19 protein-coding genes are annotated in these 22,150 nt (G+C 65.1%); 12 read left to right on the top strand and 7 right to left on the bottom strand.

Annotated elements, in window-relative coordinates:
* Window positions 1-35 precede the first annotated feature (35 nt).
* From uvrC to H292_RS28295, 10 genes are all read left to right on the top strand, one after another.
* A complete protein-coding gene (gene uvrC, locus H292_RS0100660; RefSeq protein ID WP_080733959.1) occupies window positions 36-2,162 on the top strand; it encodes an excinuclease ABC subunit UvrC in 2,127 nt (708 codons plus the stop codon).
* Window positions 2,163-2,218: 56 nt separating this feature from the next.
* Window positions 2,219-3,145, top strand: a complete 927-nt coding sequence (rapZ, locus tag H292_RS0100655) for an RNase adapter RapZ (RefSeq protein ID WP_442978513.1) — start codon at window positions 2,219-2,221, stop codon at window positions 3,143-3,145.
* Window positions 3,142-4,140: a gluconeogenesis factor YvcK family protein gene (locus tag H292_RS0100650; RefSeq protein ID WP_019666362.1), complete on the top strand. Its 999-nt coding sequence runs from the start codon at window positions 3,142-3,144 to the stop codon at window positions 4,138-4,140. Before rapZ ends, H292_RS0100650 begins: the two co-directional genes overlap by 4 nt.
* Window positions 4,131-5,114, top strand: a complete 984-nt coding sequence (gene whiA / locus H292_RS0100645; protein ID WP_019666361.1) for a DNA-binding protein WhiA — start codon at window positions 4,131-4,133, stop codon at window positions 5,112-5,114. Before H292_RS0100650 ends, whiA begins: the two co-directional genes overlap by 10 nt.
* A 157-nt stretch (window positions 5,115-5,271) precedes the next feature.
* On the top strand, window positions 5,272-6,291 hold the full coding sequence (gap, locus tag H292_RS0100640; RefSeq protein ID WP_019666360.1) for a type I glyceraldehyde-3-phosphate dehydrogenase: 1,020 nt from the start codon (window positions 5,272-5,274) through the stop codon (window positions 6,289-6,291).
* A 4-nt stretch (window positions 6,292-6,295) separates the two neighbouring features.
* On the top strand, window positions 6,296-7,507 hold the full coding sequence (locus tag H292_RS0100635; protein WP_019666359.1) for a phosphoglycerate kinase: 1,212 nt from the start codon (window positions 6,296-6,298) through the stop codon (window positions 7,505-7,507).
* Window positions 7,508-7,510: 3 nt separating this feature from the next.
* A complete protein-coding gene (gene tpiA / locus H292_RS0100630) occupies window positions 7,511-8,296 on the top strand; it encodes a triose-phosphate isomerase (RefSeq protein ID WP_019666358.1) in 786 nt (261 codons plus the stop codon).
* A 127-nt stretch (window positions 8,297-8,423) separates the two neighbouring features.
* A complete protein-coding gene (secG, locus tag H292_RS0100625; protein WP_019666357.1) occupies window positions 8,424-8,657 on the top strand; it encodes a preprotein translocase subunit SecG in 234 nt (77 codons plus the stop codon).
* Between the two features lie 90 nt (window positions 8,658-8,747).
* Window positions 8,748-11,579: a phosphoenolpyruvate carboxylase gene (gene ppc / locus H292_RS0100620; protein WP_037187859.1), complete on the top strand. Its 2,832-nt coding sequence runs from the start codon at window positions 8,748-8,750 to the stop codon at window positions 11,577-11,579.
* Window positions 11,580-11,643: 64 nt separating this feature from the next.
* Complete coding sequence (locus H292_RS28295; protein WP_020110115.1) at window positions 11,644-11,796, top strand: hypothetical protein; 153 nt, start codon at window positions 11,644-11,646, stop codon at window positions 11,794-11,796.
* A gap of 45 nt (window positions 11,797-11,841) precedes the next feature.
* On the opposite strand, the gene pgl is transcribed toward H292_RS28295, so the two are convergent.
* The 5 genes from pgl to tkt are packed head-to-tail and all read right to left on the bottom strand — an operon-like array spanning window position 11,842 to window position 18,276.
* The gene (gene pgl / locus H292_RS0100610) at window positions 11,842-12,591 is read right to left on the bottom strand and encodes a 6-phosphogluconolactonase (RefSeq protein ID WP_019666354.1); all 750 of its coding nucleotides are present in this window, start codon (window positions 12,589-12,591) and stop codon (window positions 11,842-11,844) included.
* Window positions 12,584-13,492, bottom strand: coding sequence for a glucose-6-phosphate dehydrogenase assembly protein OpcA (gene opcA, locus H292_RS0100605; RefSeq protein ID WP_026348006.1), 909 nt, complete (start codon window positions 13,490-13,492; stop codon window positions 12,584-12,586). The genes pgl and opcA overlap by 8 nt, the downstream gene beginning before the upstream one ends.
* Complete coding sequence (gene zwf / locus H292_RS0100600; RefSeq protein WP_019666352.1) at window positions 13,489-15,045, bottom strand: glucose-6-phosphate dehydrogenase; 1,557 nt, start codon at window positions 15,043-15,045, stop codon at window positions 13,489-13,491. The genes opcA and zwf overlap by 4 nt, the downstream gene beginning before the upstream one ends.
* 3 nt (window positions 15,046-15,048) lie before the next feature.
* On the bottom strand, window positions 15,049-16,173 hold the full coding sequence (gene tal / locus H292_RS0100595; protein WP_020110114.1) for a transaldolase: 1,125 nt from the start codon (window positions 16,171-16,173) through the stop codon (window positions 15,049-15,051).
* A gap of 3 nt (window positions 16,174-16,176) precedes the next feature.
* Window positions 16,177-18,276, bottom strand: coding sequence for a transketolase (gene tkt / locus H292_RS0100590; RefSeq protein ID WP_019666350.1), 2,100 nt, complete (start codon window positions 18,274-18,276; stop codon window positions 16,177-16,179).
* Window positions 18,277-18,569: 293 nt separating this feature from the next.
* On the opposite strand from tkt, the gene H292_RS0100585 reads away from it, so the two are divergent.
* A complete protein-coding gene (locus H292_RS0100585) occupies window positions 18,570-19,601 on the top strand; it encodes a heme o synthase (RefSeq protein WP_020110113.1) in 1,032 nt (343 codons plus the stop codon).
* Between the two features lie 7 nt (window positions 19,602-19,608).
* On the opposite strand, the gene H292_RS0100580 is transcribed toward H292_RS0100585, so the two are convergent.
* On the bottom strand, window positions 19,609-20,574 hold the full coding sequence (locus tag H292_RS0100580; protein WP_027498519.1) for a quinone oxidoreductase family protein: 966 nt from the start codon (window positions 20,572-20,574) through the stop codon (window positions 19,609-19,611).
* A gap of 73 nt (window positions 20,575-20,647) precedes the next feature.
* Between H292_RS0100580 and H292_RS0100575 the strand changes: the two genes are divergently transcribed.
* Window positions 20,648-21,031, top strand: coding sequence for a hypothetical protein (locus tag H292_RS0100575; RefSeq protein WP_019666347.1), 384 nt, complete (start codon window positions 20,648-20,650; stop codon window positions 21,029-21,031).
* 120 nt (window positions 21,032-21,151) lie between these two features.
* Here H292_RS0100575 and H292_RS0100570 read toward each other — a convergent pair whose 3' ends face one another.
* Window positions 21,152-22,135 (bottom strand): COX15/CtaA family protein, encoded by a 984-nt coding sequence (locus tag H292_RS0100570; protein WP_033189746.1) that lies wholly within the window; start codon window positions 22,133-22,135, stop codon window positions 21,152-21,154.
* Window positions 22,136-22,150 lie beyond the last annotated feature (15 nt).

Here is a 22,150-nt window from a genome sequence, read left to right as displayed (position 1 = left end):
GAAGCCGGTCGGTGGCTGCGGCTAACCTGGACACCGTGTCCGACCCAGCTACATATCGCCCGGCAACCGGAACCATCCCGGTGGAGCCCGGCGTGTACAAATTTCGTGATCCTCACGGACGCGTGATCTACGTGGGCAAGGCCAAAAGCCTTCGAAGCCGCCTCAATTCGTACTTCGCGGACGTCGCGTCCCTGCACCCGCGCACTCGCCAGATGGTCACCACGGCGGCATCCGTCGAATGGACCGTGGTGACGACCGAGGTCGAGGCGCTGCAGCTCGAGTACAACTGGATCAAGGAGTTCGATCCTCGATTCAACGTTCGGTACCGCGACGACAAGAGCTACCCGATGCTTGCGGTCACGATGAACGAGGAGTATCCGCGTCTGTTCGTCTACCGCGGACCGAGGCGCAAGGGCGTCCGATACTTCGGTCCCTACGCACACGCGTGGGCAATTCGCGAGACTCTCGATCTGTTGTTGCGTGTGTTCCCGGCCCGTACCTGTTCGGCAGGAGTTCTCAAACGGCACAAGCAGATCGGCCGCCCGTGTCTGCTCGGCTACATCGACAAGTGTTCCGCGCCGTGCACCGGACGCGTGTCGGCCGACGAGCACCGACGCACCGTCGAGGACTTCTGTGACTTCCTGTCCGGCAAGACGGACAAGCTGGTTCGGCAGCTGGAGAAGAAGATGCAGGACGCGTCGGAGAATCTGGACTTCGAATCCGCTGCTCGACTCCGCGACGACGTGGGCGCCTTGAAGCGGGCGCTGGAGAAGCAGGCTGTGGTGCTCGGTGACGGAACCGACGCCGACCTGGTGGCCTTCGCGACCGATCCGCTGGAGGCTGCGGTGCAGGTCTTCCACGTACGCGGCGGCCGAGTCCGCGGACAGCGCGGATGGGTCGTGGAGAAGGCGGGTGAGGTCATCGAGACGGTGGCCGACGATCAGTCCGACCTTCCGGCTCTGGTCGAGCAGTTCCTCACCCAGTTCTACGGCCAGGAAGCAGCGTTGTCCTCGCGCACTCCCGGCGTCGACGACGCGGGAGCCAACGCGGTCCCGAAGGAAGTGCTGGTCCCGGTGCTACCGGGCAACGCGGACGAGGTGCAGCAGTGGCTGAGCGAGCTGCGCGGATCGAACGTGCAGCTGAGGGTTCCGCAGCGAGGAGACAAGAAGGCGCTCGCGGAAACCGTCGAACGAAACGCGAAAGAAGCTCTGCAACAGCACAAGTTGAAGCGAGCCGGTGACTTCACATCGAGATCCGCTGCGCTGCAGGGTATTCAGGAGGCGCTGGATCTGGATTCCGCGCCGCTGCGCATCGAGTGCATCGATATCTCGCACGTTCAGGGCACCGATGTCGTCGCGTCGCTCGTCGTCTTCGAGGACGGGTTGCCGCGCAAGAGCGATTACCGGCACTACGCGATCAAGGAAGCCGCAGGAGACGGGCATTCCGACGACGTCGCGAGCATCGCCGAGGTCACCCGCCGACGATTCCTGCGCCACAGCTCCGATGCCTCGGGCAACGAATCGGGGGGCGACCTGTCGCCGGAGGCCGCGTTGGATCCGCAGACCGGGCGTCCGCGACGGTTCGCGTATCCGCCCAACCTGTTCGTCGTCGACGGCGGAGCACCGCAGGTCGCTGCCGCGTCCGAGGTACTCGACGAGTTGGGTGTGACCGACGTCGCAGTGGTCGGCCTGGCGAAGCGTCTGGAGGAAGTGTGGGTTCCCGGCGAATCCGATCCGGTGATCCTTCCTCGAACCAGCGAGTCGCTGTACCTGCTCCAGCGGGTTCGGGACGAAGCGCACCGGTTCGCCATCACGTTCCACCGCAGCAAGCGGTCCAGAAGGATGACCGCGTCGGCGCTCGATTCGGTGAAGGGTCTCGGCGAGACCAGACGGACGGCGCTGGTGACGCACTTCGGCTCCGTCGCGAAACTCAAACAGGCGACGGTGGAGGACATCGTCGAGGTCCCGGGAATCGGAGCCACCACCGCCAAGGCAGTCCTGGACGCACTGGGGGCAGGTGACGCCGACGCCGGCGTCACCGCGACGGGGGCAGCCGCAGGCGAAGGGTCGTCGGCCGAGGTCGAGGGCGATATGTCGGCATCGACGGCGCCGGTGGGGGAAGATCGGCAGGAGACGACTTCGACAGGGCAGGTTGTGACGTGAGCGAACCGGATGTTCGGCAGGACGACGACGTTCACGAAGCGGACCCGGTTGGAGACGTGGACGCACGACCGGACGCGATTCCAGCCACCGCAGTTCGAGCGACCGCAGTTCATGATATCGAGGTTGCGCTCGTGACCGGTCTGTCCGGTGCGGGTCTGCGCACGGCCGCGAAGGTGCTCGAGGACCTGGGGTGGTATGTGGCGGACAACCTGCCACCCGAGTTGATCTCGAAGATGATCGACGTGGCGCTCGCCTCTGAACCTCCGCTCGAACGCCTCGCACTGGTGATGGACGTCCGCAGCCGACTGTTCACCGGTGACCTCGGATGGGTCGTTCGTGAACTGAACTCGCGGGGCATACGGAACCGAGTCCTGTTCCTGGAGGCCGCGGATGCGGTGCTGATCCAACGGTTCGAATCCAACCGCCGAAGCCACCCACTACAGAACGACGGCCAGGACGGCACCCTGTCCGAGGGGATTCACGCCGAACGTGCCCGGCTCGCCGAGGTGAAATCCGTCGCGGACGTCGTCGTGGACACGACATCGCTGTCGGTGCATCAACTACGTCGCCGAGTGGAGGCGTCGTTCGGAGGAACCGACATCGCGGTGATCGGTGTGACCGTCCAGTCCTTCGGCTTCAAATACGGTCTGCCGATCGATTCCGATCTGGTGTGCGACGTGAGATTTCTGCCGAATCCGCACTGGGTTCCCGAGTTGCGAGAACATACTGGCAAAGAGCCTGCAGTGCGTGATTACGTCCTGGGTCAAGACGGTGCCCAGGACTACCTGCAGACCTTTCGGCACTTGTTGCACTTGACCGTCGACGGGTATCGCAGGGAGGGCAAGAGCTACATGACCGTCGCGGTCGGGTGTACGGGTGGCAAGCATCGAAGTGTGGCAATGACAGAAGCGCTGGCAGACATGCTGGCGCGAGAGAAAGACCTGTCGGTGCGGGTGCTGCACCGAGACGCGGGCCGCGAATGAGCGACATGAAAGTCGTCGCCCTCGGCGGTGGACACGGTCTGTACGCAACGCTCAGCGCCGCACGCAGGCTCGCATCGCACGTGACAGCAATCGTCACCGTCGCGGACGACGGTGGGTCCTCGGGCCGGCTCCGCGCGGAGCTCGGGATGGTCCCGCCGGGCGACCTCCGTATGGCGCTGGCAGCGCTGTCGTCGGAGGAACAACGCACGCGCATGTGGGCGGACGTCATGCAGCATCGGTTCGGTGGATCGGGTGCGCTCGCGGGCCATTCCGTCGGGAACCTGATCCTCGCGGGCCTGACGGAGGTTCTCGGTGACACGGTGCTCGCGTTGGACGAAGCAGCGCGCCTGCTCGGAATCGAGGGCCGCGTCGTGCCGATGGCACCGATCCCGCTGGACATCGAGGCCGACGTCTCGGGCTTGGAGGACGATCCAAGGGTGTCGCGCGTCATCCGCGGACAGGTCGCCGTCGCGACGACACCGGGCAAGGTCAGGCGCGTACGACTCCTACCGTCGGATCCGCCCGCGACGCCCGAAGCGGTTCGCGCCATCGACGAGGCCGATCTGGTCGTACTCGGACCGGGGTCGTGGTTCTCGAGTGTGATTCCCCACGTACTCGTCCCGGATCTGCTGGCCGCATTGGCACGGTCGTCCGCGGTCAAGGTGCTCGTACTCAATCTGGCACCGGAATTGGGGGAGACGACCGGATTCTCCGCCGAGCGGCACCTGCACGTACTGTCCCAGCACGCACCGGATTTCAGGGTCGACCACATCGTCGTCGACTCCGCGTTCGTCCCGGCCGGTGGCGAACGCGAGCATCTCGCCCGAGCGGCAGCACGGTTGGGAGCCGACGTCGTCTACGTGGACGTCGCGGAACCGGGCACCCACGCACATCATTTCGGAAAGTTGGCTGCGGCCCTCGGTAGCATCGTCTCCTCGCAGGAGAACGACGCGTCCGACGGGCCGCGCAGAGAGGGGATCACTTCGTGGCCATGACAGCTGAGGTGAAGGACGAGCTGAGCAGGCTCGCTGTCACCCAGGTGAGCTGCAGGAGGGCCGAAGTGTCGGCGCTGCTGCGTTTCGCCGGCGGGCTTCACATCGTTGCCGGACGAGTAGTCGTCGAGGCGGAAGTCGACCTCGGTTCGACAGCACGCCGACTGCGCCGCGAGATCCTGGACCTCTACGGGTACACGTCCGACGTCCACGTTCTCAGCGCCGGTGGTCTGAGGAAGAGCTCGCGGTACGTCGTCCGAGTGGCCAAGGACGGCGAGGCACTCGCCCGCCAGACCGGACTTCTCGACATGCGTGGACGTCCCGTCCGAGGGCTGCCCGCTCAGGTGGTCGGCGGCACGGTCGGTGACGCCGAAGCAGCGTGGCGCGGGGCGTTCCTGGCTCACGGTTCTCTGACGGAGCCGGGTAGGTCCTCGGCACTCGAGATCAGCTGCCCCGGTCCCGAGGCCGCACTGGCACTTGTCGGTGCAGCTCGCCGCCTCGGCGTCGTCGCCAAGGCACGGGAAGTGCGAGGCACCGACCGAGTCGTCGTGCGGGACGGAGAAGCCATCGGCGCGCTGCTCACACGCATGGGAGCGCAGGACACCAGGCTCGTCTGGGAAGAACGGCGCATGCGTCGTGAGGTGCGTGCCACCGCCAACCGGCTGGCCAACTTCGACGACGCCAACCTGCGCCGGTCGGCGAGAGCCGCCGTGGCCGCGGCGGCGCGGGTCGAACGTGCGCTGCAGATTCTCGGCGAAGACGTGCCGGATCATCTGGCTGCGGCCGGGTCGCTGCGCGTCCAGCATCGACAGGCATCGCTCGAAGAACTCGGCCAACTCGCGGACCCACCGATGACCAAGGATGCGGTCGCCGGACGTATCCGCAGGTTGCTGTCCATGGCGGATCGAAAGGCGAAGGACACCGGCATTCCGGACACCGAGTCCGCCGTCACCGCCGAGTTGCTCGACGAGGCCTGAGGCAAGGGCGAGAGCCGACGACGCGACTGCTCGGATAACTGCAGGTGGAGGGTGATGCGCGCGCGAATGCAGTGCGCACACTAGGGTGGAAAACGCACGTAGGGACTTGCCCCATGCGCGAAATACGACAATCGGTTCAACAACTTAGGAGCGAACAGTGACGATCCGGGTAGGCGTGAACGGCTTCGGCCGCATCGGACGTAACTTCTTCAGGGCAGTCGATGCGCAGAAAGCTCTGGGCACCACCGACATCGAGATCGTGGCTGTCAACGACCTCACCGACAACGCATCCCTGGCGCACCTGTTGAAGTACGACTCGATCCTGGGCCGTCTGCCGCACGACGTCAGCCTCGAAGGCGACGACACCATCGTCGTCGGCGATCAGAAGATCAAGGCGTTGTCGCTGCGCGAGGGACCGTCGGCTCTCCCGTGGGGTGACCTGGGCGTCGACGTCGTAGTCGAGTCCACGGGTATCTTCACCGACGCCTCGAAGGCCAAGGGCCACCTCGACGCAGGCGCCAAGAAGGTCATCATCTCCGCACCTGCCAAGGGTGAGGACATCACGATCGTCATGGGCGTCAACGACGACAAGTACGACGGCAGCCAGAACATCATCTCCAACGCGTCGTGCACCACCAACTGCCTCGGCCCCATTGCCAAGGTCCTCGACGACGAGTTCGGCATCGTCAAGGGGCTCATGACCACGGTGCACGCGTACACGCAGGACCAGAACCTGCAGGACGGCCCGCACAGCGACCTGCGTCGCGCACGCGCAGCGGCCCTCAACGTCGTCCCCACCGGCACCGGCGCGGCAAAGGCCATCGGCCTGGTGCTCCCGCAGCTTCTCGGCAAGCTCGACGGATACGCACTGCGGGTGCCGATCCCGACCGGCTCGGTCACCGACCTCACGGCGAACCTGAAGAAGTCGGCATCCGTCGACGAGATCAACGCCGCCATGAAGGCAGCAGCGGAAGGCCCGCTGAAGGGCATCCTGAAGTACAGCACCGACCCGATCGTGTCCTCGGACATCGTCACCGACCCGCACTCGTCGATCTTCGACGCACCGCTGACCAAGGTCATCGACGACCAGGTCAAGATCGTGTCCTGGTACGACAACGAGTGGGGCTACTCCAACCGCCTGGCCGACCTCATCGGTCTCGTCGGAAAGTCCCTCTGATCGCATGGCAGTCAAGACTCTGCAGGACCTGATCGACGCCGGCGTGTCGGGTCGCCCGGTTCTGGTGCGCTCGGACTTCAACGTGCCGATCGAGAACGGTGTCATCACCGATCCCGGTCGCATCGTCGCATCGCTTCCGACGTTGAACGCACTGCTCGACGCCGGTGCGAAGCTCATCGTCACCGCACACCTCGGCCGGCCGGACGGCAAGCCCGAGGCGAAGTACTCGCTCGCGCCGGTGGCGTCGAAGCTCGGGGAACTGCTCGGTCGCCACGTTCAGTTGGCGGGCGACGTCGTCGGCCAGGATGCTCAGGCTCGTGCCGAAGGGTTGACCGACGGCGACGTACTGCTGCTGGAGAACATCCGGTTCGATCCGCGTGAGACCAGCAAGGACGAGGCCGAGCGTGCTCAGCTGGCAGCCGAGTTGGTCGCGCTCACCGACGGTGAGGGTGCTTTCGTGTCCGACGGCTTCGGCGTCGTGCACCGCAAGCAGGCTTCGGTGTACGACGTGGCGAAGCTGCTTCCGTCGTACGCAGGTGGTCTGGTGGCCACCGAGGTCGACGTGCTGGCCAAGTTGACGGAGGATCCGGCACGCCCGTACGCGGTCGTGCTCGGCGGGTCGAAGGTCTCGGACAAGTTGGGTGTCATCGAGGCGCTCGCACCCAAGGTCGACACTTTGGTCATCGGCGGCGGCATGGCGTTCACTTTCCTTGCCGCACAGGGCTACTCGGTCGGTTCTTCGCTTCTGCAGGAAGACCAGATCGACGTCTGCAAGGACCTGCTCGAGCGGTTCGGCGATGTCATCCACCTGCCGGTCGACATCGTCGTGGGTGACTCGTTCTCGAAGGACGCCGAAGCCAAGACCGTTGCCGCATCCGAGATCCCGGACGGTTGGATGGGACTGGACATCGGGCCGGAGTCCGTCAGCCGATTCACCGTCGTGCTCGCGAACGCGAAGACGATCTTCTGGAACGGCCCGGCCGGTGTCTTCGAGTTCGAGAAGTTCTCCGCAGGAACGCGGGGCATCGCCGAGGCAATCGTCGGTGCCACCGAGAAGGGCGCGTTCAGCGTCGTCGGCGGCGGGGACTCCGCAGCCGCCGTCCGTGCACTGGGACTGTCCGACGACGGCTTCTCGCACATCTCGACCGGAGGCGGTGCATCTCTCGAATACCTCGAGGGCAAGCAGCTTCCCGGCATCGCAGCGCTGGAGGGATGAACCATGGCACGTAAGCCGCTCATCGCAGGCAACTGGAAAATGAATCTGAACCACCTCGAGGCGATCTCGCTGGTGCAGAAGATCGCGTTCTCGCTGCCCGCGAAGTACTTCGACAAGGTGGACGTGACGGTCATTCCGCCGTTCACGGACATCCGCAGTGTGCAGACGCTCATCGAGGGCGACAAGCTCCTGCTCACCTACGGCGCGCAGGACGTCTCCGCACAGGAGTCCGGCGCATACACCGGTGAGATCAGTGGGTCGATGCTCGCGAAGCTCGGTTGCACGTTCGCTGTCGTCGGGCACTCCGAGCGTCGAACCCTGCACAGCGAGGACGACGCCGCGGTCGCAGCCAAGACCAAGGCTGCACTGAAGCACGGACTCACACCGATCGTGTGCATCGGTGAGGGCCTCAACATCCGTGAGGCTGGCGAGCACGTCTCGTACAACATCACGCAGCTTCGTGGTTCGCTGGCCGGGTTGTCGGCCGAGGACATCGCGAAGGTCGTGGTCGCCTACGAGCCGGTGTGGGCGATCGGCACCGGTCGAGTGGCCAGTGCCGCGGACGCGCAGGAAGTGTGCTCGGCAATCCGCGAGGAGCTGAAGACGCTCGCCTCCGCAGAGGTGGCGGCGGGCGTGCGGGTCCTCTACGGCGGCTCCGTCAACGCGAAGAACGTGGGCGAGATCGTCGGCCAGCCCGACGTCGACGGTGCGCTCGTCGGTGGAGCCTCCCTCAAGGCGGACGAGTTCGCCACATTGTCGGCAATCGCCGCGGGTGGCCCTCTGCCCTGATCGCAGCAGCTGGTCGAGCCGTACATCGGACATTGCCGTGTCACCGCCACCGAGGCGGTGACACGGCAATGTGCGTCGTGCAGGTAGGCTGTCACGGGTTGTGAGCTGAGACTATTGTGAGGCGGACATGGAACTGTTCCTGGATATTTTGCTGGTGGTCACCAGTTTGGCGCTGATTCTTCTGGTGCTGCTGCACCGGGGCAAGGGTGGCGGCCTGTCCAGTCTGTTCGGCGGCGGTGTCCAGTCGTCTCTGTCGAGCTCGACGGTCGTGGAGAAGAACCTGGATCGGTTGACCATCTTCACCGGCGTCGTGTGGCTGATCGCAATCCTCGGAATCGGCCTGGAGATCAAGTTCTCCTGATCGGGTTTGTCCTTACATATCATGTGTCGGTGCCGGGCCCGAACAGGACCTCGGGCTGCATGACACCGGTGGGTGCACGATAATCGGGGGATGAGCGAAACCCCTTTGGAGTCGTCAGGATCTCCCGCCTTCGTCACACCCACGACGCAAGGTCGTGAGTTGACCGAGCCGCTGCGGGAAGACATTCGATACCTCGGTGGAATTCTCGGTGACATCATCCGCGAGCACGAAGGACCCGCCGTGTTCGACCTCGTCGAACGTGCCCGCGTCGAATCCTTCGCCGTCCGCCGCTCGGAGGGCGAGCGCGACGATTCACTCGGGATCTACGCAGATCTCGACGTGTCGCAGGCAGTTCCGCTCATTCGTGCGTTCAGTCATTTCTCGCTGCTGGCCAACCTCGCCGAGGACCTGCACCGCGAGCGCCGTCGCGCAATTCACCTCGATCGCGAGGATCCGCCTCAGGACAGCAGCCTCGACGCGACGTGGATCAAACTCGATTCCGCCGACCTCACCCAGCAGCAGGTGGCCGACGCGCTGACCGATGCACTGGTGGCCCCGGTCATCACTGCGCATCCGACGGAAACGCGTCGACGGACGGTGTTCGATGTTCAATCCAGGATCACCGAGCTCATGCGACGGCGCGAGGTTGCCTCGTCCGCGGCGGCGAACAAGGCGTCGAGTGCCGCCAAAGAGCTTGCTGCGGTGGACATTCAGATCCGTCGCCAGGTTCTGACGTTGTGGGAGACGGCCTTGATCAGGTTGTCACGGCTCCGAATTCAGGACGAGATCGAGGTGGGCCTCCGCTACTTCGAGACGTCACTGTTCGACGTCATTCCGGCGCTCAACGCGGACGTCCGTGCGGCCCTTCGGCAGAGGTGGCCGTCGAGCGACCTGCTGCCGCAGCCCATTCTTCGTCCCGGTTCGTGGATCGGCGGAGACCGCGACGGTAATCCGAACGTCACGGCCGAGGTCGTGCACACCGCGACCCATCAGGCCGGGTACACCGCGTTCGCTCATTACCTGGACGAGCTCGTCGCGCTCGAGAAAGAACTGTCGATGTCCGTGCGTCTCGTCGCGGTCAGCGACGAACTGCTGACGTTGGCGGCAGAAGCAGGCGATCCCGCCGACAACCGCAACGACGAGCCGTATCGCGTTGCGGTGCGCGGGATCCGAGCACGCCTGACGGCCACCGCCGCCCGGGTTCTCGACTCCGTTCCCGTCGCCGGACTCGACGTCGGATCCACCCCGTATGCCGCGCCCCAGGACGTATTGAACGATCTCGACACGATCGACCGGGCGCTGCGCGCCGACGGTGATGCGCTCATCGCCGACGATCGTCTGCTGGCGCTGCGTCAGGCCGTCGAGACGTTCGGATTCCACCTGCAGGCTCTGGACATGCGCCAGAACTCGGAGACGCACGAGGAAGTCGTCGCCGAACTCCTGTCCTGGGCCGGCGTGCACCCCGATTACGCCTCGCTCGACGAGAACGAGCGGGTGGCTCTTCTGTCCCGCGAGCTGACCACTCGTCGTCCCCTCGTGGGTCCGACAGCTCAGCTGAGCGAGCTCGCGACCAAGGAGCTCGGTATCGTGCGCGCCGCGAAGGTGGCCATCGATCACCTCGGGCCCGACACGATCCAGAACTACATCATCAGCATGTGCCAGTCGGTGAGCGACATGCTCGAGGCAGCCCTGCTGCTGAAGGAGGCCGGGATCTTCGACCCCGGCACCGACGGATCCGCCCCGACGTCGACGGTGGGCGTCGTGCCCCTGTTCGAGACCATCGAGGACCTGCAGCAGGGTGCGGCCACGCTCGTGGCCACCCTCGACGTTCCGGTCTACCGGGCTCTCGTCGCGGGCCGCGGGATGAACCAGGAAGTGATGCTCGGTTACTCGGACTCGAACAAGGACGGCGGATACCTCGCCGCCAACTGGGCGTTGTACCGCGCCGAACTGGATCTGCTCGAGGCGTCGCGGAAGACCGGAATTCGGTTGCGGCTGTTCCACGGTCGTGGCGGCACCGTCGGTCGCGGCGGCGGTCCGAGCTACGACGCCATCCTCGCGCAGCCTCCGGGCGTCGTGCAGGGGTCGCTGCGTCTGACCGAGCAGGGCGAGATCATCGCCGCCAAGTACGCCGAGCCGTCCATGGCGCGCCGCAACCTCGAATCGCTGGTGGCGGGCACGCTCGAATCGACCCTCCTCGACGTGGAAGGTCTCGGCGACGGTGCCGAGCCTGCCTACGAGGTGCTCGACGACCTGGCTGCGAAAGCCCGCGCTGCGTACGGCCGGCTCGTGCACGAGGAGCCCGGATTCGTGGAGTACTTCCGCATGTCCACTCCGGTTGCGGAGGTGGGAGAGCTCAACATCGGAAGCCGCCCCGCGTCACGCAAGCCGACCAATTCGGTGTACGACCTGCGCGCGATCCCATGGGTGATGTCCTGGAGCCAGTGCCGTGTGATGCTGCCCGGCTGGTACGGAACCGGTACGGCGTTCGAGGAATGGGTCGGCGGCGACGACGACAAGCTGGCGGTACTGACGGACCTATATCGGAAGTGGCCGTTCTTCCAAACGGTACTGTCGAACCTCGCGCAGGTCATGGCCAAATCGGATCTGGGGATCGCTGCTCGTTACTCCGAACTCGTCCCGGATACGGAACTGCGCACCAGGATCTTCGGAATGATCGAAGCAGAGCATGCGAAGACCATCGAGATGTACCTCTCCATCACCGGACACTCGAGGTTGCTCGAGGACAATCCGGCCCTGGAACGGTCGGTCCACAACCGGTTCCCGTACCTCGAGCCCCTCAATCAGATGCAGGTCGAGATGCTGCGCCGCTACCGCGCCGGTGACGAGGAAGAGCGCGTCAAACGCGGCATCCTGCTGACGATGAACGGTTTGGCGACTGCTCTGCGCAACAGCGGGTAGTCACCTGCGGTTCCGCCGTCGTCGACTCGGGAACCGTCGCCGTGCCGGCTGCGTCTGACTAGGTATGAGGCAGTGCACATCCGATGCCAAATCCTGGCGCGACGGCTCGGCGTACCGTTCTGCGCAGTCGAGGCGGCGGACACCGCCCGTGGAGAAGGACGCCGACGAGACGGCGACCACACGCGACACCGACGCCGACGGCGCCGGTACCCTGTGAGGAATCGGGTACCGGCGCCGCCGGACAGTCGGTCGTGGCTCGAATCTAGTTGCTGTTCTCCAGCTTCGACGCCGCGCCTGCATCGAGGAACCACACGGTCGATTCGGATCCGACGGCGCCCGCCGACGGGACGTCATCGGAGTCGGCGCCGCCCACTGCAGCGGCCACCGCGTCGGCCTTGGCGTCCCCGGACACCAGGAGCCAGACGTGCTTCGCACGTCGGACAGCGGGCAACGTGAGCGTGATTCTCACCGGCGGCGGTTTCGGTGAATCCTCGACGGCCACCACGTACCGGTGCTGTTCGCGAACGGCGTCGGTGTGCGGGAACAGCGAATTGATGTGTCCCTCACCGCCCATGCCGAGGAGATGCACGTCGAATTCCGGTGTGTGCTCACCGTTCGAGCGGGCACCGAGGATCTGCGCGTACGTTGCCGCAGCCACCTCGGGATCACTGCCGTGCGGCCCGTCCGACGCCGCCATGCGAAACACGCGGTCCGGGTGCACACCCACGTGCTCGAGCAGTGCCTCCGATGCCTGCACTTCGTTGCGTTCGGGATCGCCTGCGGGAAGGAACCGTTCGTCGCCGAAGTAGATGTCGACCTGTCCCCAGTCGATGGCCCCGGAATCCGCGCGGAGGGCCTCGAGAAGCGCGACGCCGGTGCCGCCGCCGGTCAGCACGACCGATGCGACGCCGCGTTCGGCCTGAGCGGCCACGACCACGTCGACGAAGCGGGATCGAGCTGCGTCGACCAATGACTGCGCGTCGAGAAACTGCAGGACGGATTTCTTACTCATAGCTCACCTTCGACAGACCTTTCAAGGCCAGTTCGTAGATTTCGTCGGTATCGAGGCGCCTGAGCTCCTCGGCCAAGCACTCGCGGGTTCCACGTCGAGCAAGCGCGACCTCCGCGTCGGGTTGGCCGGTTCTGCGCAGCGTGGCGGTTTTTCCGGTCTGCGGGCGGGTGATGGAGATGCTGGTGGTCTCGCGATCCAGCACGACCTTCAGCTCACCCGTTCGACGATGCACCGGAACCTCCAGCTTGGCCGCGAGCCAACCGGCGAGGATGTCCAGCGCCGGCTCCTCGGCCAGACCGGACACCACCGCGGAGACGACGGATTCGTGCGGTGCCTGATCCAGTGCCGTGGCAAGAAGCCCACGCCAGTAGGTGATTCGGCTCCACGACAGGTCGGTGTCTCCGTCGGTGTAACTGGACAACCTGCTCTTGATCGCAGCCGTCGTGTCCGGTGCGTTGGTCGCATCGGTGATACGGCGAATCGCGAGGCGCCCCAGGGGATCCTGAGCAGGAACGGCAGGTGCTTCGTTGGGCCACCAGGCGACGATCGGTGTGTCCGGCAGCAGGAACGGTATGACGACGCTGTGCTCGTGATCTGCCAGTTCGCCGTTCAGGCGAAGGACGACGACCTCGGACGCTCCTGCGTCACCTCCGACACGAATCTGTGCGTCTAGGCTCGACTCCGCGGACCGGTCACCGTGGATGAGCACGATGACGCGGCACGGATGCTCCCGGGATGCCTCGTTCGCCGCAGCTATCGCGGTCTCCGCTTTCGTGGCGTCCTTGCTGACGACGATCAGCGTCAACACACGCCCGATGGTCACGGCACCGCCGGACTCCCGGAGCGAGACCAGTTGCTTTCCCACCTCGGCTGTCGTCGTCGAGGGAATGTCGACAATCACGGCCTTCTCCATTCGCGTCCGGTACGTTGCATCATCTCGTCGGCGGTCGCCGGACCCCAGGTGCCTGCCTCGTACGGTTCAGCGGTGCCGCCCGACGCCCAGAAGTCGAGGATCGGATCCAGGATCTTCCAGGACAACTCGACCTCGGCATTGACGGGGAACAGCGACGGTTCCCCGAGCAGAACGTCGAGGATGAGCCGTTCGTACGCCTCCGGCGAAGATTCGGTGAAGGCCTGGCCATAGCTGAAGTCCATGCTGACGTCGCGAACCTGCATGCTCGACCCGGGCACCTTCGAACCGAATCGCATGGTCACGCCCTCGTCGGGCTGGACCCTGATCACGAGCGCATTCTGACCGAGCTCCTCGGTCATGGTGGCGTCGAACGGCAGGTGTGGCGCACGTTTGAACACCATGGCGATCTCGGTGACCCTGCGGCCCAGAGCCTTTCCGGTCCGCAGATAGAACGGAACTCCGCCCCAGCGTCTCGTGTCGACCTCGAGTGTGATGGCGGCGTAGGTTTCGGTGCTCGACTCGGGGTCGAATCCCTCTTCCTCCTTGAGCCCCTTGACCTTCTGGCTGCCCTGCCACCCGGCTGCGTACTGACCCCTGGCGGTGGTCTCGGCGAACGGTTCGGCGGGTTTGGTGGCGGAGAGAACCTTGATCTTCTCCGATTGCAGCTCGGACGGGCTGAAGCTGACCGGCTCTTCCATCGCCGTGATCGCCAGCAACTGCAGCAAATGGTTCTGGATGACGTCCCGGGCCGCGCCGATACCGTCGTAATACCCTGCGCGACCGCCCAATCCGATGTCCTCGGCCATCGTGATCTGCACGTGGTCGACGTAGTGGGCGTTCCAGATGGGATCGAACAACTGGTTCGCGAAGCGCAGAGCCAGAATGTTCTGGACGGTTTCCTTGCCCAGGTAGTGATCGATGCGGAAGACGGTGTCCTCGGGGAACACTCGGTTCACGACAGCGTTGAGTTCCTTGGCGCTGTCCAGATCGTGACCGAAAGGCTTCTCGATGACGACTCGGCGCCACTTGCCTTCCTCACGCTGGGCGAGTCCGGAGCGAGAGAGCTGTTCCAGAACGACAGGGAAGGCGCCGGGGGGAATCGACAGGTAGAAGGCGTGATTGCCACCCGTGCCACGAGTTTCGTCGAGTTCGGCGAGCGTGGTCGACAGGGTGTCGAACGCTGCGTCGTCGTCGAACGATCCCTGAACGAAGCGGAATCCCTCGGCGAGGGTGTTCCACACCTCCTCGCTGAACGGCGTACGGGCGTGATCGCGGACCGCGTCGTGCACGATCTGCGCGAAGTCCTCGTTCTCCCAATCACGCCGCGCGAAACCGACGAGGGCGAAACCGGGGGGCAGGAGCCCCCGGTTCGCCAGGTCGTACACCGCAGGCATGAGCTTCTTACGGGCGAGGTCGCCGGTGACACCGAAGATCACGAGGCTGCAGGGACCCGCGATCCGTGGAAGACGCTTGTCACGTGGATCGCGAAGTGGATTGTGCCACTCCGCGGAATCCTTCTGATCGGTTTCTGCGGTGGCCACGTCTCAGCTCTTCTGGCCTGCTTGACGCAGCTGCTCGCCGGTGGCCTCGAGCAGCTCGCTCCAGGACGCCTCGAACTTCTGCACGCCCTCGTTCTCGAGGGTGAGGAACACGTCCGTCACGTCGATTCCGATCGCGGACAGCCGGTCGAAGACTTCCTGTGATTCGGGACCCTTGCCGGAGATGGTGTCTCCCGATACCTCACCGTGGTCGGCGACGGCGTCCAGAGTCTTCTCCGGCATCGTGTTGACGGTGTTGGGGGAGACCAGGTCGGTCACGTACAGCGTGTCGGGGTAGGCGGTGTTCTTGACCCCGGTGGATGCCCACAGTGGCCGCTGCGGACGAGCTCCCGAGCCTGCGAGCTCGTGGAAGCGAGGCCCGACCTCGAACGCCTGCTGGTAGGCGACGTACGCCAGGCGAGCATTGGCGAGCGCAGCCTTGCCCTTGAGCGCCTCGGCGTCGGGCGTGCCGATCTTGTCCAGCCGGGCGTCGATCTCCGTGTCGACGCGCGAGACGAAGAACGACGCCACGGAATGGATCTTCGACAGGTCGTGGCCGGCCGCACGTGCAGCTTCCAAGCCCTCCAGGTACGCGTCGATGACGGCCTCGTAGCGTTCGACCGAGAAGATCAGCGTGACGTTCACGCTGATGCCCTCGCCGATGACCTTGGCAATTGCCGGAATGCCTGCCTCGGTCGCGGGGATCTTGATCAGGACGTTGGGTCGGTCGACGATCTTCCACAGCTCGACGGCCTGCGCGATCGTCTTTTCGGTGTCGTGGGCCAGACGCGGATCGACCTCGATCGACACGCGTCCGTCGACGCCTGCCGAGGACTCGTAGATCGGAGCGAAGATGTCGCAGGCGTTGCGCACGTCGTCGGTGGTGACGGTGCGGATCGTCGCGTCGACGTCCGCTCCGCGCTCGGCGAGCTCGGTGACCTGGGCGTCGTAGGCGTCGCCCTTGCTCAGTGCCGCCTGGAAGATCGACGGATTGGTGGTGACGCCGACGACACTCTTGCTGTCGATGAGCTCCTGCAGGTTGCCGGAGGTGATGCGGTCACGGGACAGATCGTCGAGCCAGACGGATACGCCTGCTGCGGACAGATCTGCGAGGTTCTTGTTCTGGGTCATGGGTTATCCCTTCACGTTGGTGATGGAGCGCTGCGCGGCGGCGACCACTGCGTCGGCCGTGAATCCGTACTCGCGGAAAAGGGTCTTGGCGTCGGCGGATTCTCCGTAGTGCTCGAGCGAGATGATCTCGCCGAAGCCGCCGACGATCGGGTACCACGGCATCGCGATGCCCGCTTCGATGGAGACGCGAGCCTTGACCGTGGGCGGAAGAACCTGGTCGCGGTAGTTCTGGTCCTGGCTGTTGAACCACTCGACACACGGCATTGACACGACCCGTGCGGCGATTCCCTGTGCTTCCAGCGTCTTCTGTGCCTCGACTGCGTACTGGAGCTCGGAACCCGTTCCGATCAGGATCACGTCCGGAGCAGCCTTCGACGACTCGACGAGGACGTAGCCGCCCTTCGAGACCCCCTCGTAGCTGGTGCCCTCGAGGACCGGGATGCCCTGACGGGTCAGTGCCAGGCCGACGGGTCCGCTGCTGCTGGAACGCGCGAGCGTCGACTGCCAGGCGTACGCCGTCTCGTTGGCATCGCCCGGACGGACGACGGACAGGTTGGGGATGGCGCGCAGTGCGGCGAGGTGCTCGACGGGCTGATGCGTCGGGCCGTCCTCGCCGAGGCCGATGGAATCGTGCGTCCAGACGTAGATCGGGTCGATGTCCATCAGCGACGCGAGCCGGACTGCGGGGCGCATGTAGTCACTGAACTGCATGAACGTTCCGCCGTACGCCCGGGTCGGCCCGTGCATGACGATGCCGGACAGGATCGAGCCCATCGCGTGCTCACGGATTCCGAAGTGCAGAGTCCGTCCGTAGGGCTCGGCATCCCAGTCGTCGGTGGAGATGGACGTGGGCCCGAAGGACTTCGCGCCCTTGATGGTGGTGTTGTTGCTGCCGGCGAGGTCGGCGGATCCGCCCCACAGTTCGGGAAGAACGGGTCCGACGGCACTCAGAACTTCGCCGGACGCGGCGCGGGTCGCGATCGCCTTGCTGCCGGGCTCCCACGTCGGCAGGACGTCGGTCCAGCCCTCGGGGAGATCGCCCGCGGTCAGTCGATCCAGCAACTTCTTGCGCTCGGGCTCACGCGCAGCCCACGCGTCGAATTCCGTGTTCCATTCCGCGTGCGCCTTGCGGCCGCGCTCCTGCAGTCCGCGCGTGTGGGCGATGACCTCGTCGGTGACCTCGAACTTCTTTTCCGGGTCGAAGTCGAGTGCCTTCTTGACCTTGGCGATTTCCTCGTCGCCGAGGGCTGCACCGTGAACTGCGCCGGTGTTCATCATCGTCGGCGCCGGGAACCCGATGATGGTCCGCAGCACGATGATCGACGGCTTGTCGGTCACGGCCTTCGCGGCCTCGATGGCTTCCTCGATGGCCGTGACGTTCTCACCGCCCTCGACGACCTGCACGTGCCAGCCGTATGCCTCGTAGCGTGCGGCGGTGTTCTCCGACAAGGCGATGTCGGTGGCGTGCTCGATCGAGATCTTGTTGTCGTCGTAGAACAGGATGAGGTTGCCGAGCTGCTGCGTGCCGGCGAGCGAGGACGCCTCCGACGTCACACCTTCCTCGATGTCGCCGTCGGATGCGATGACGTAGATGAAGTGGTCGAACGGGCTCGTCCCGAGCGCGGGCTCGGGATCGAACAGACCGCGCTCGCGACGCGAGGCCATGGCCATGCCGACCGCGGAGGCCAAGCCCTGGCCGAGAGGTCCGGTGGTGATCTCCACACCGTCGGTGTGGCGGAACTCCGGGTGGCCCGGAGTCTTGGACTTGAACGTGCGCAACGACTCGATGTCGACCAGTTCGAGACCGAAGCCACCCAAGTACAGCTGCAGGTACAGCGTCAGGCTCGAGTGCCCGCAGGAGAGAACGAATCGGTCGCGCCCGATCCAGTGCGTGTCGTTCGGGTCGTGACGCATGGTCCGCTGGAAGAGGGTGTAGGCCAGGGGCGCGAGACTCATCGCGGTGCCGGGGTGGCCGTTGCCGACCTTCTGCACTGCGTCGGCAGCGAGGACTCTGACAGTGTCGACCGCCCTGGTGTCCAGGTCCGTCCAGTCGCTGGGGTGGTGCGCTGTGGTGAGGACGTCAATATCGTCTGTGATCGACACGAGCAGAGATCTCCTGACATTGGTACGAGTGAGGCAGAACGCGCTCGATCTGGCGCAGATCGAACACGTCGACCACCAGCCTAGTTCCGTCCGGGTCGGCTGTCGTGCCTTCCCCCCGGTCGAGCCCGGGCTGTGTCGTCACAGGGCTCCGTCTCTTCACTTTGGGTGCCCTGAGAATTGGAGTGCAGGTGGTTCACGTCTACCATCGCTTGTAGTAGTGCGCTCGCCTCAGGTTTCTGTGCCGGTGTGCGTGCTGCTCGTTCATGAGTGTCGAGCCCGTGCAAGGAGACGTAGTGCGAATTGGGCAGCAGCCGGGCGGCCACGGATTCGCAGGCGGCCCCAGCCATCCCGAGCACGACGGATCCGCTGGTGGACCCGAGGACGGGCATCGGGCCGGTGCAGCCGAACCGCCGAAGTCGGCTCCTCGGCGGGCGCTTGCGCTCGTCATGGCATACGTCGCGCTCACCAAGCCGCGTGTGATCGAACTTCTGCTCGTCACGACGATCCCGGCGATGCTTCTCGCAGATCGAGGCCAGGTGCAGCCCGGTCTGATCCTGACTACGTTGTTCGGTGGAATGCTCGCCGCCGCGTCGGCCAACTGCCTGAACATGGTCGCCGACGCCGATATCGACAAAGTGATGGCCCGCACGGCCAAACGCCCGCTCGCACGCGGCGCGATGCCGGTGTCCCACGCGTTCGTGTTCGGTGTCACCCTGGGTGTCGTCTCGTTCTTCTGGTTGTGGTTCACGACCAACCTGCTGAGCGGCATCCTCGCGGTCGTCACCATCTGCTTCTACATCTTCGTCTACACCCTCGTCCTCAAGCGCCGTACGTCACAGAACGTCGTCTGGGGCGGCGCTGCAGGCTGCATGCCCGTGATGATCGGCTGGTCCGCCGTCACCGGGACAATCGGCTGGCAAGCAGTCGTCATGTTCCTGGTCATCTTCCTGTGGACTCCGCCACACACCTGGGCCCTCATGCTCCGGTACAAGGAGGACTATCAGGCGGCCAACGTCCCGATGCTTCCTGCCGTGGCATCGGAAACCAAGGTGACCAAGCACATCGTCCTGTACGCGTGGGCCACTGTCGGCGCGACGTTCGCTCTGGCGCCCGGTTCGGGAGTCATCTACGCGGCGGTGGCCCTGGCGTCGGGCATCTGGTTCCTCGTCGTGGCGCACCGGCTGTATGCCGGAGTACGCGCAGGCACTCCGGTCAAGCCGTTGAAGTTGTTCATTCTGTCCAACGAGTACCTGGCGTTGGTGTTCTGCGGCCTGGCCGTGGACTCGGTCGTCGGGTGGGACACCCTGAGCCAGCTCCTGTCCTGATCCGGTCTCAGGGAACGAGTACCACCGAGCCCGTCGTGCGGCGCCCCTCCAGCTCGGTATGAGCCGTGGCTGCCTCCGACAGCGGGTGCACCGCACCCACTCGAATGTTCAGAATTCCGTCGGCGATCGCCTTGAACACCTCGCCCGCACGCCACTCGAGCTCACGTCGATCACGAATGTGATGAGCCAGCGTCGGCCGAGTGAGAAACAATGACCCCGCTCCGTTGAGCCGCTGCGGGTCGAACGGCGGTACCGGACCGCTGGCGGCGCCGAACAGTGCGAGCGTCCCGCGGATCCGTAGCGAGGCGAGACTCTGCTCGAACGTCGCGGCGCCCACACCGTCGTACACCGCGTGTGCGCCCTCCCCGTCGGTCAGTTCCCGTACCCGCGCTGGGACGTCGTCGGTGTACTTCAGTACCTCCGAGGCACCCGCTTGCCGGGACAGCTCGGCCTTGGCGTCCGTCGATACGGTCGTGATCACACGAACACCCGCCGCGACGGCGAGTTGGGTGAGGATGAGCCCGACGCCACCCGCACCCGCGTGCACGAGCACGGTGTCGCCCGCAGCGGCCGGGTAGGTCGACTTCAGGAGGTAGTGGGCCGTCATGCCCTGCAGAAGTGCGGATGCGGCCTGTTCGGCTGGAACACCGTCGGGTACCGCTACCGCGGCCGACGCCGGAACGATCACTTTCTCGGCGTAGCTACCCGGCGCGGTCGCCCAGGCAACGCGCTGACCGACGACGAACTCGCCGACCCCGTCGCCGACGGACTCCACCACCCCCGACCCCTCGTCTCCTGGCACGTACGGCAGTTCGCGTTTGTACAGGCCGGTGCGGAAGTAGGTGTCGATGTAGTTGACGCCTGCGGCTTCGAGCCGCACGAGCAACTGGCCGGGGCCGGGAGTCGGCTCGGCGATGTCGACGGGGACGAGGACCTCCGGTCCACCATGTTCACGGATCTCCAGTGCACGCATGGTGTCTTTGTACACCTGCCGATTTCCAGGGGTTCTGGCCACACGAAGTTACCGAGCGGTATCGTCTTCGAGTATGGCGACCGAAACAGAGACAACATCGCGTGAGACCGACGCGGCCGAGCCGAAGGTCGAGGTGCCTGCAGGTGCCCTCTCGGCAGTCAAGGCGTTCGTCGGAGAGCACGGCGGAACCGGCAATGTCGTGATCCAACCGATCGGACGTGCCGGAACGCGCGTCACCCTGGTCGGTGCCGACGGCGTGTTGGGCGATCAGGTCGTGGAGAACAACGACGTCGCACACGCCCTCGTCGCCGCCGTCGACGGTTTGACCGAATCGGAGTGGGATCGCGAACTCGTCAGTGCAGTCACCCCTGCGCCCGGGCATTACCGCAAGATGGCGGGATGGGTTGCTCGCCAGACTAAATTCCCGAAGGCGCGTAACGCGGCTCTGGAGAAATAGTTCGAAAGATTTTCGGTGGAGGTGGAACCGATCGGGGTTCGGGTCCGTCAAATCTAAGTGGGAGAGGTAGTCGGTCGTCTGAGGGGGAGACCGGCTACCTCTCCTCTCGTGTCTCTCCGGTCAGGAGGGGCTGACCTTCTCGGCGTGTTCGGCCGTGTCGTCGGATGCAGGTATCCGCTTTCGGCACGCTGCCCAGACAGCAGCGGTGGCCGCGGTCGTAGCGCCTGCTCCTGCCACGTGAATGGCCACGAGTGCAGCGGGTACGTCGGTCAGATACTGCACGACTCCGACGAGAGACTGCGCCACCACCACGGCGACCAGTACCTTCAACCTCGTCGTGACGTTCTGCGTCGCCTTGACCGCGTACAGGCCGAACCCGAGACCCACCAAGAGCGCGAGGTACGCCACGAGGAGCTGTGCGTGCAGATGCACGAGCGTGACGATCTCCACCTCGAAGCGAGGGACGGGCTCGTCGATGCTCTTGTCGCCGGCATGCGGACCGGCGCCGGTCAACATCGTTCCGGCTACCAACACACCTGCCATGACGACACCGGACAGTGCGGTCAACAGGCGGAGCGGTTCGGGGACCGTCTTGACGACTACGGAGTCCTCGTCGGATTCGGCCACCTTGAAGTACAGGAGAGTTGCGAGCCACACCATGGCCATCGAGGCCAGGAGGTGGATTGCCACTGTCCACCACAACAGTCCGGTCAGCACGGTGATGCCGCCCAGGATCGCCTGAACGACCGTTCCCAACGGCATGAACCACGCGAACAAAATCACGTTGTTGCGCCTGCGGGCGCGGGTGACAGCGAGGACGACGGCAGCTGCGGCGAGCACGACGACGAACGTCAGAAGGCGGTTGCCGAATTCGACGGCCTGGTGCAGGACCGGTACTTCCGAGACTCCGACGGGTGTGAAACTACCGGGAAAGCACTGCGGCCACGTCGGGCAGCCCAGGCCCGACGCGGTGACGCGGACGATGGCACCGGTCACGGCGATGCCGCCCTGAGTCAGAATGACGACGAACGCCAGGATCTTCTGCGCTCGGACCGAAGGCAACGGCAAGCGGTCGACAATGCGCAAATACGCTCGATACAGCACGTAGCGATGGTAGAC

Origin of the sequence: Rhodococcus sp. 114MFTsu3.1, from assembly GCF_000383555.1 — a bacterium.
In the GTDB taxonomy this organism is placed as follows: domain Bacteria; phylum Actinomycetota; class Actinomycetes; order Mycobacteriales; family Mycobacteriaceae; genus Rhodococcoides; species Rhodococcoides fascians_E.
The sequence above is the reverse complement of the archived record's forward strand: the minus strand, read 5'-3'. Positions and strand labels throughout refer to the sequence as shown.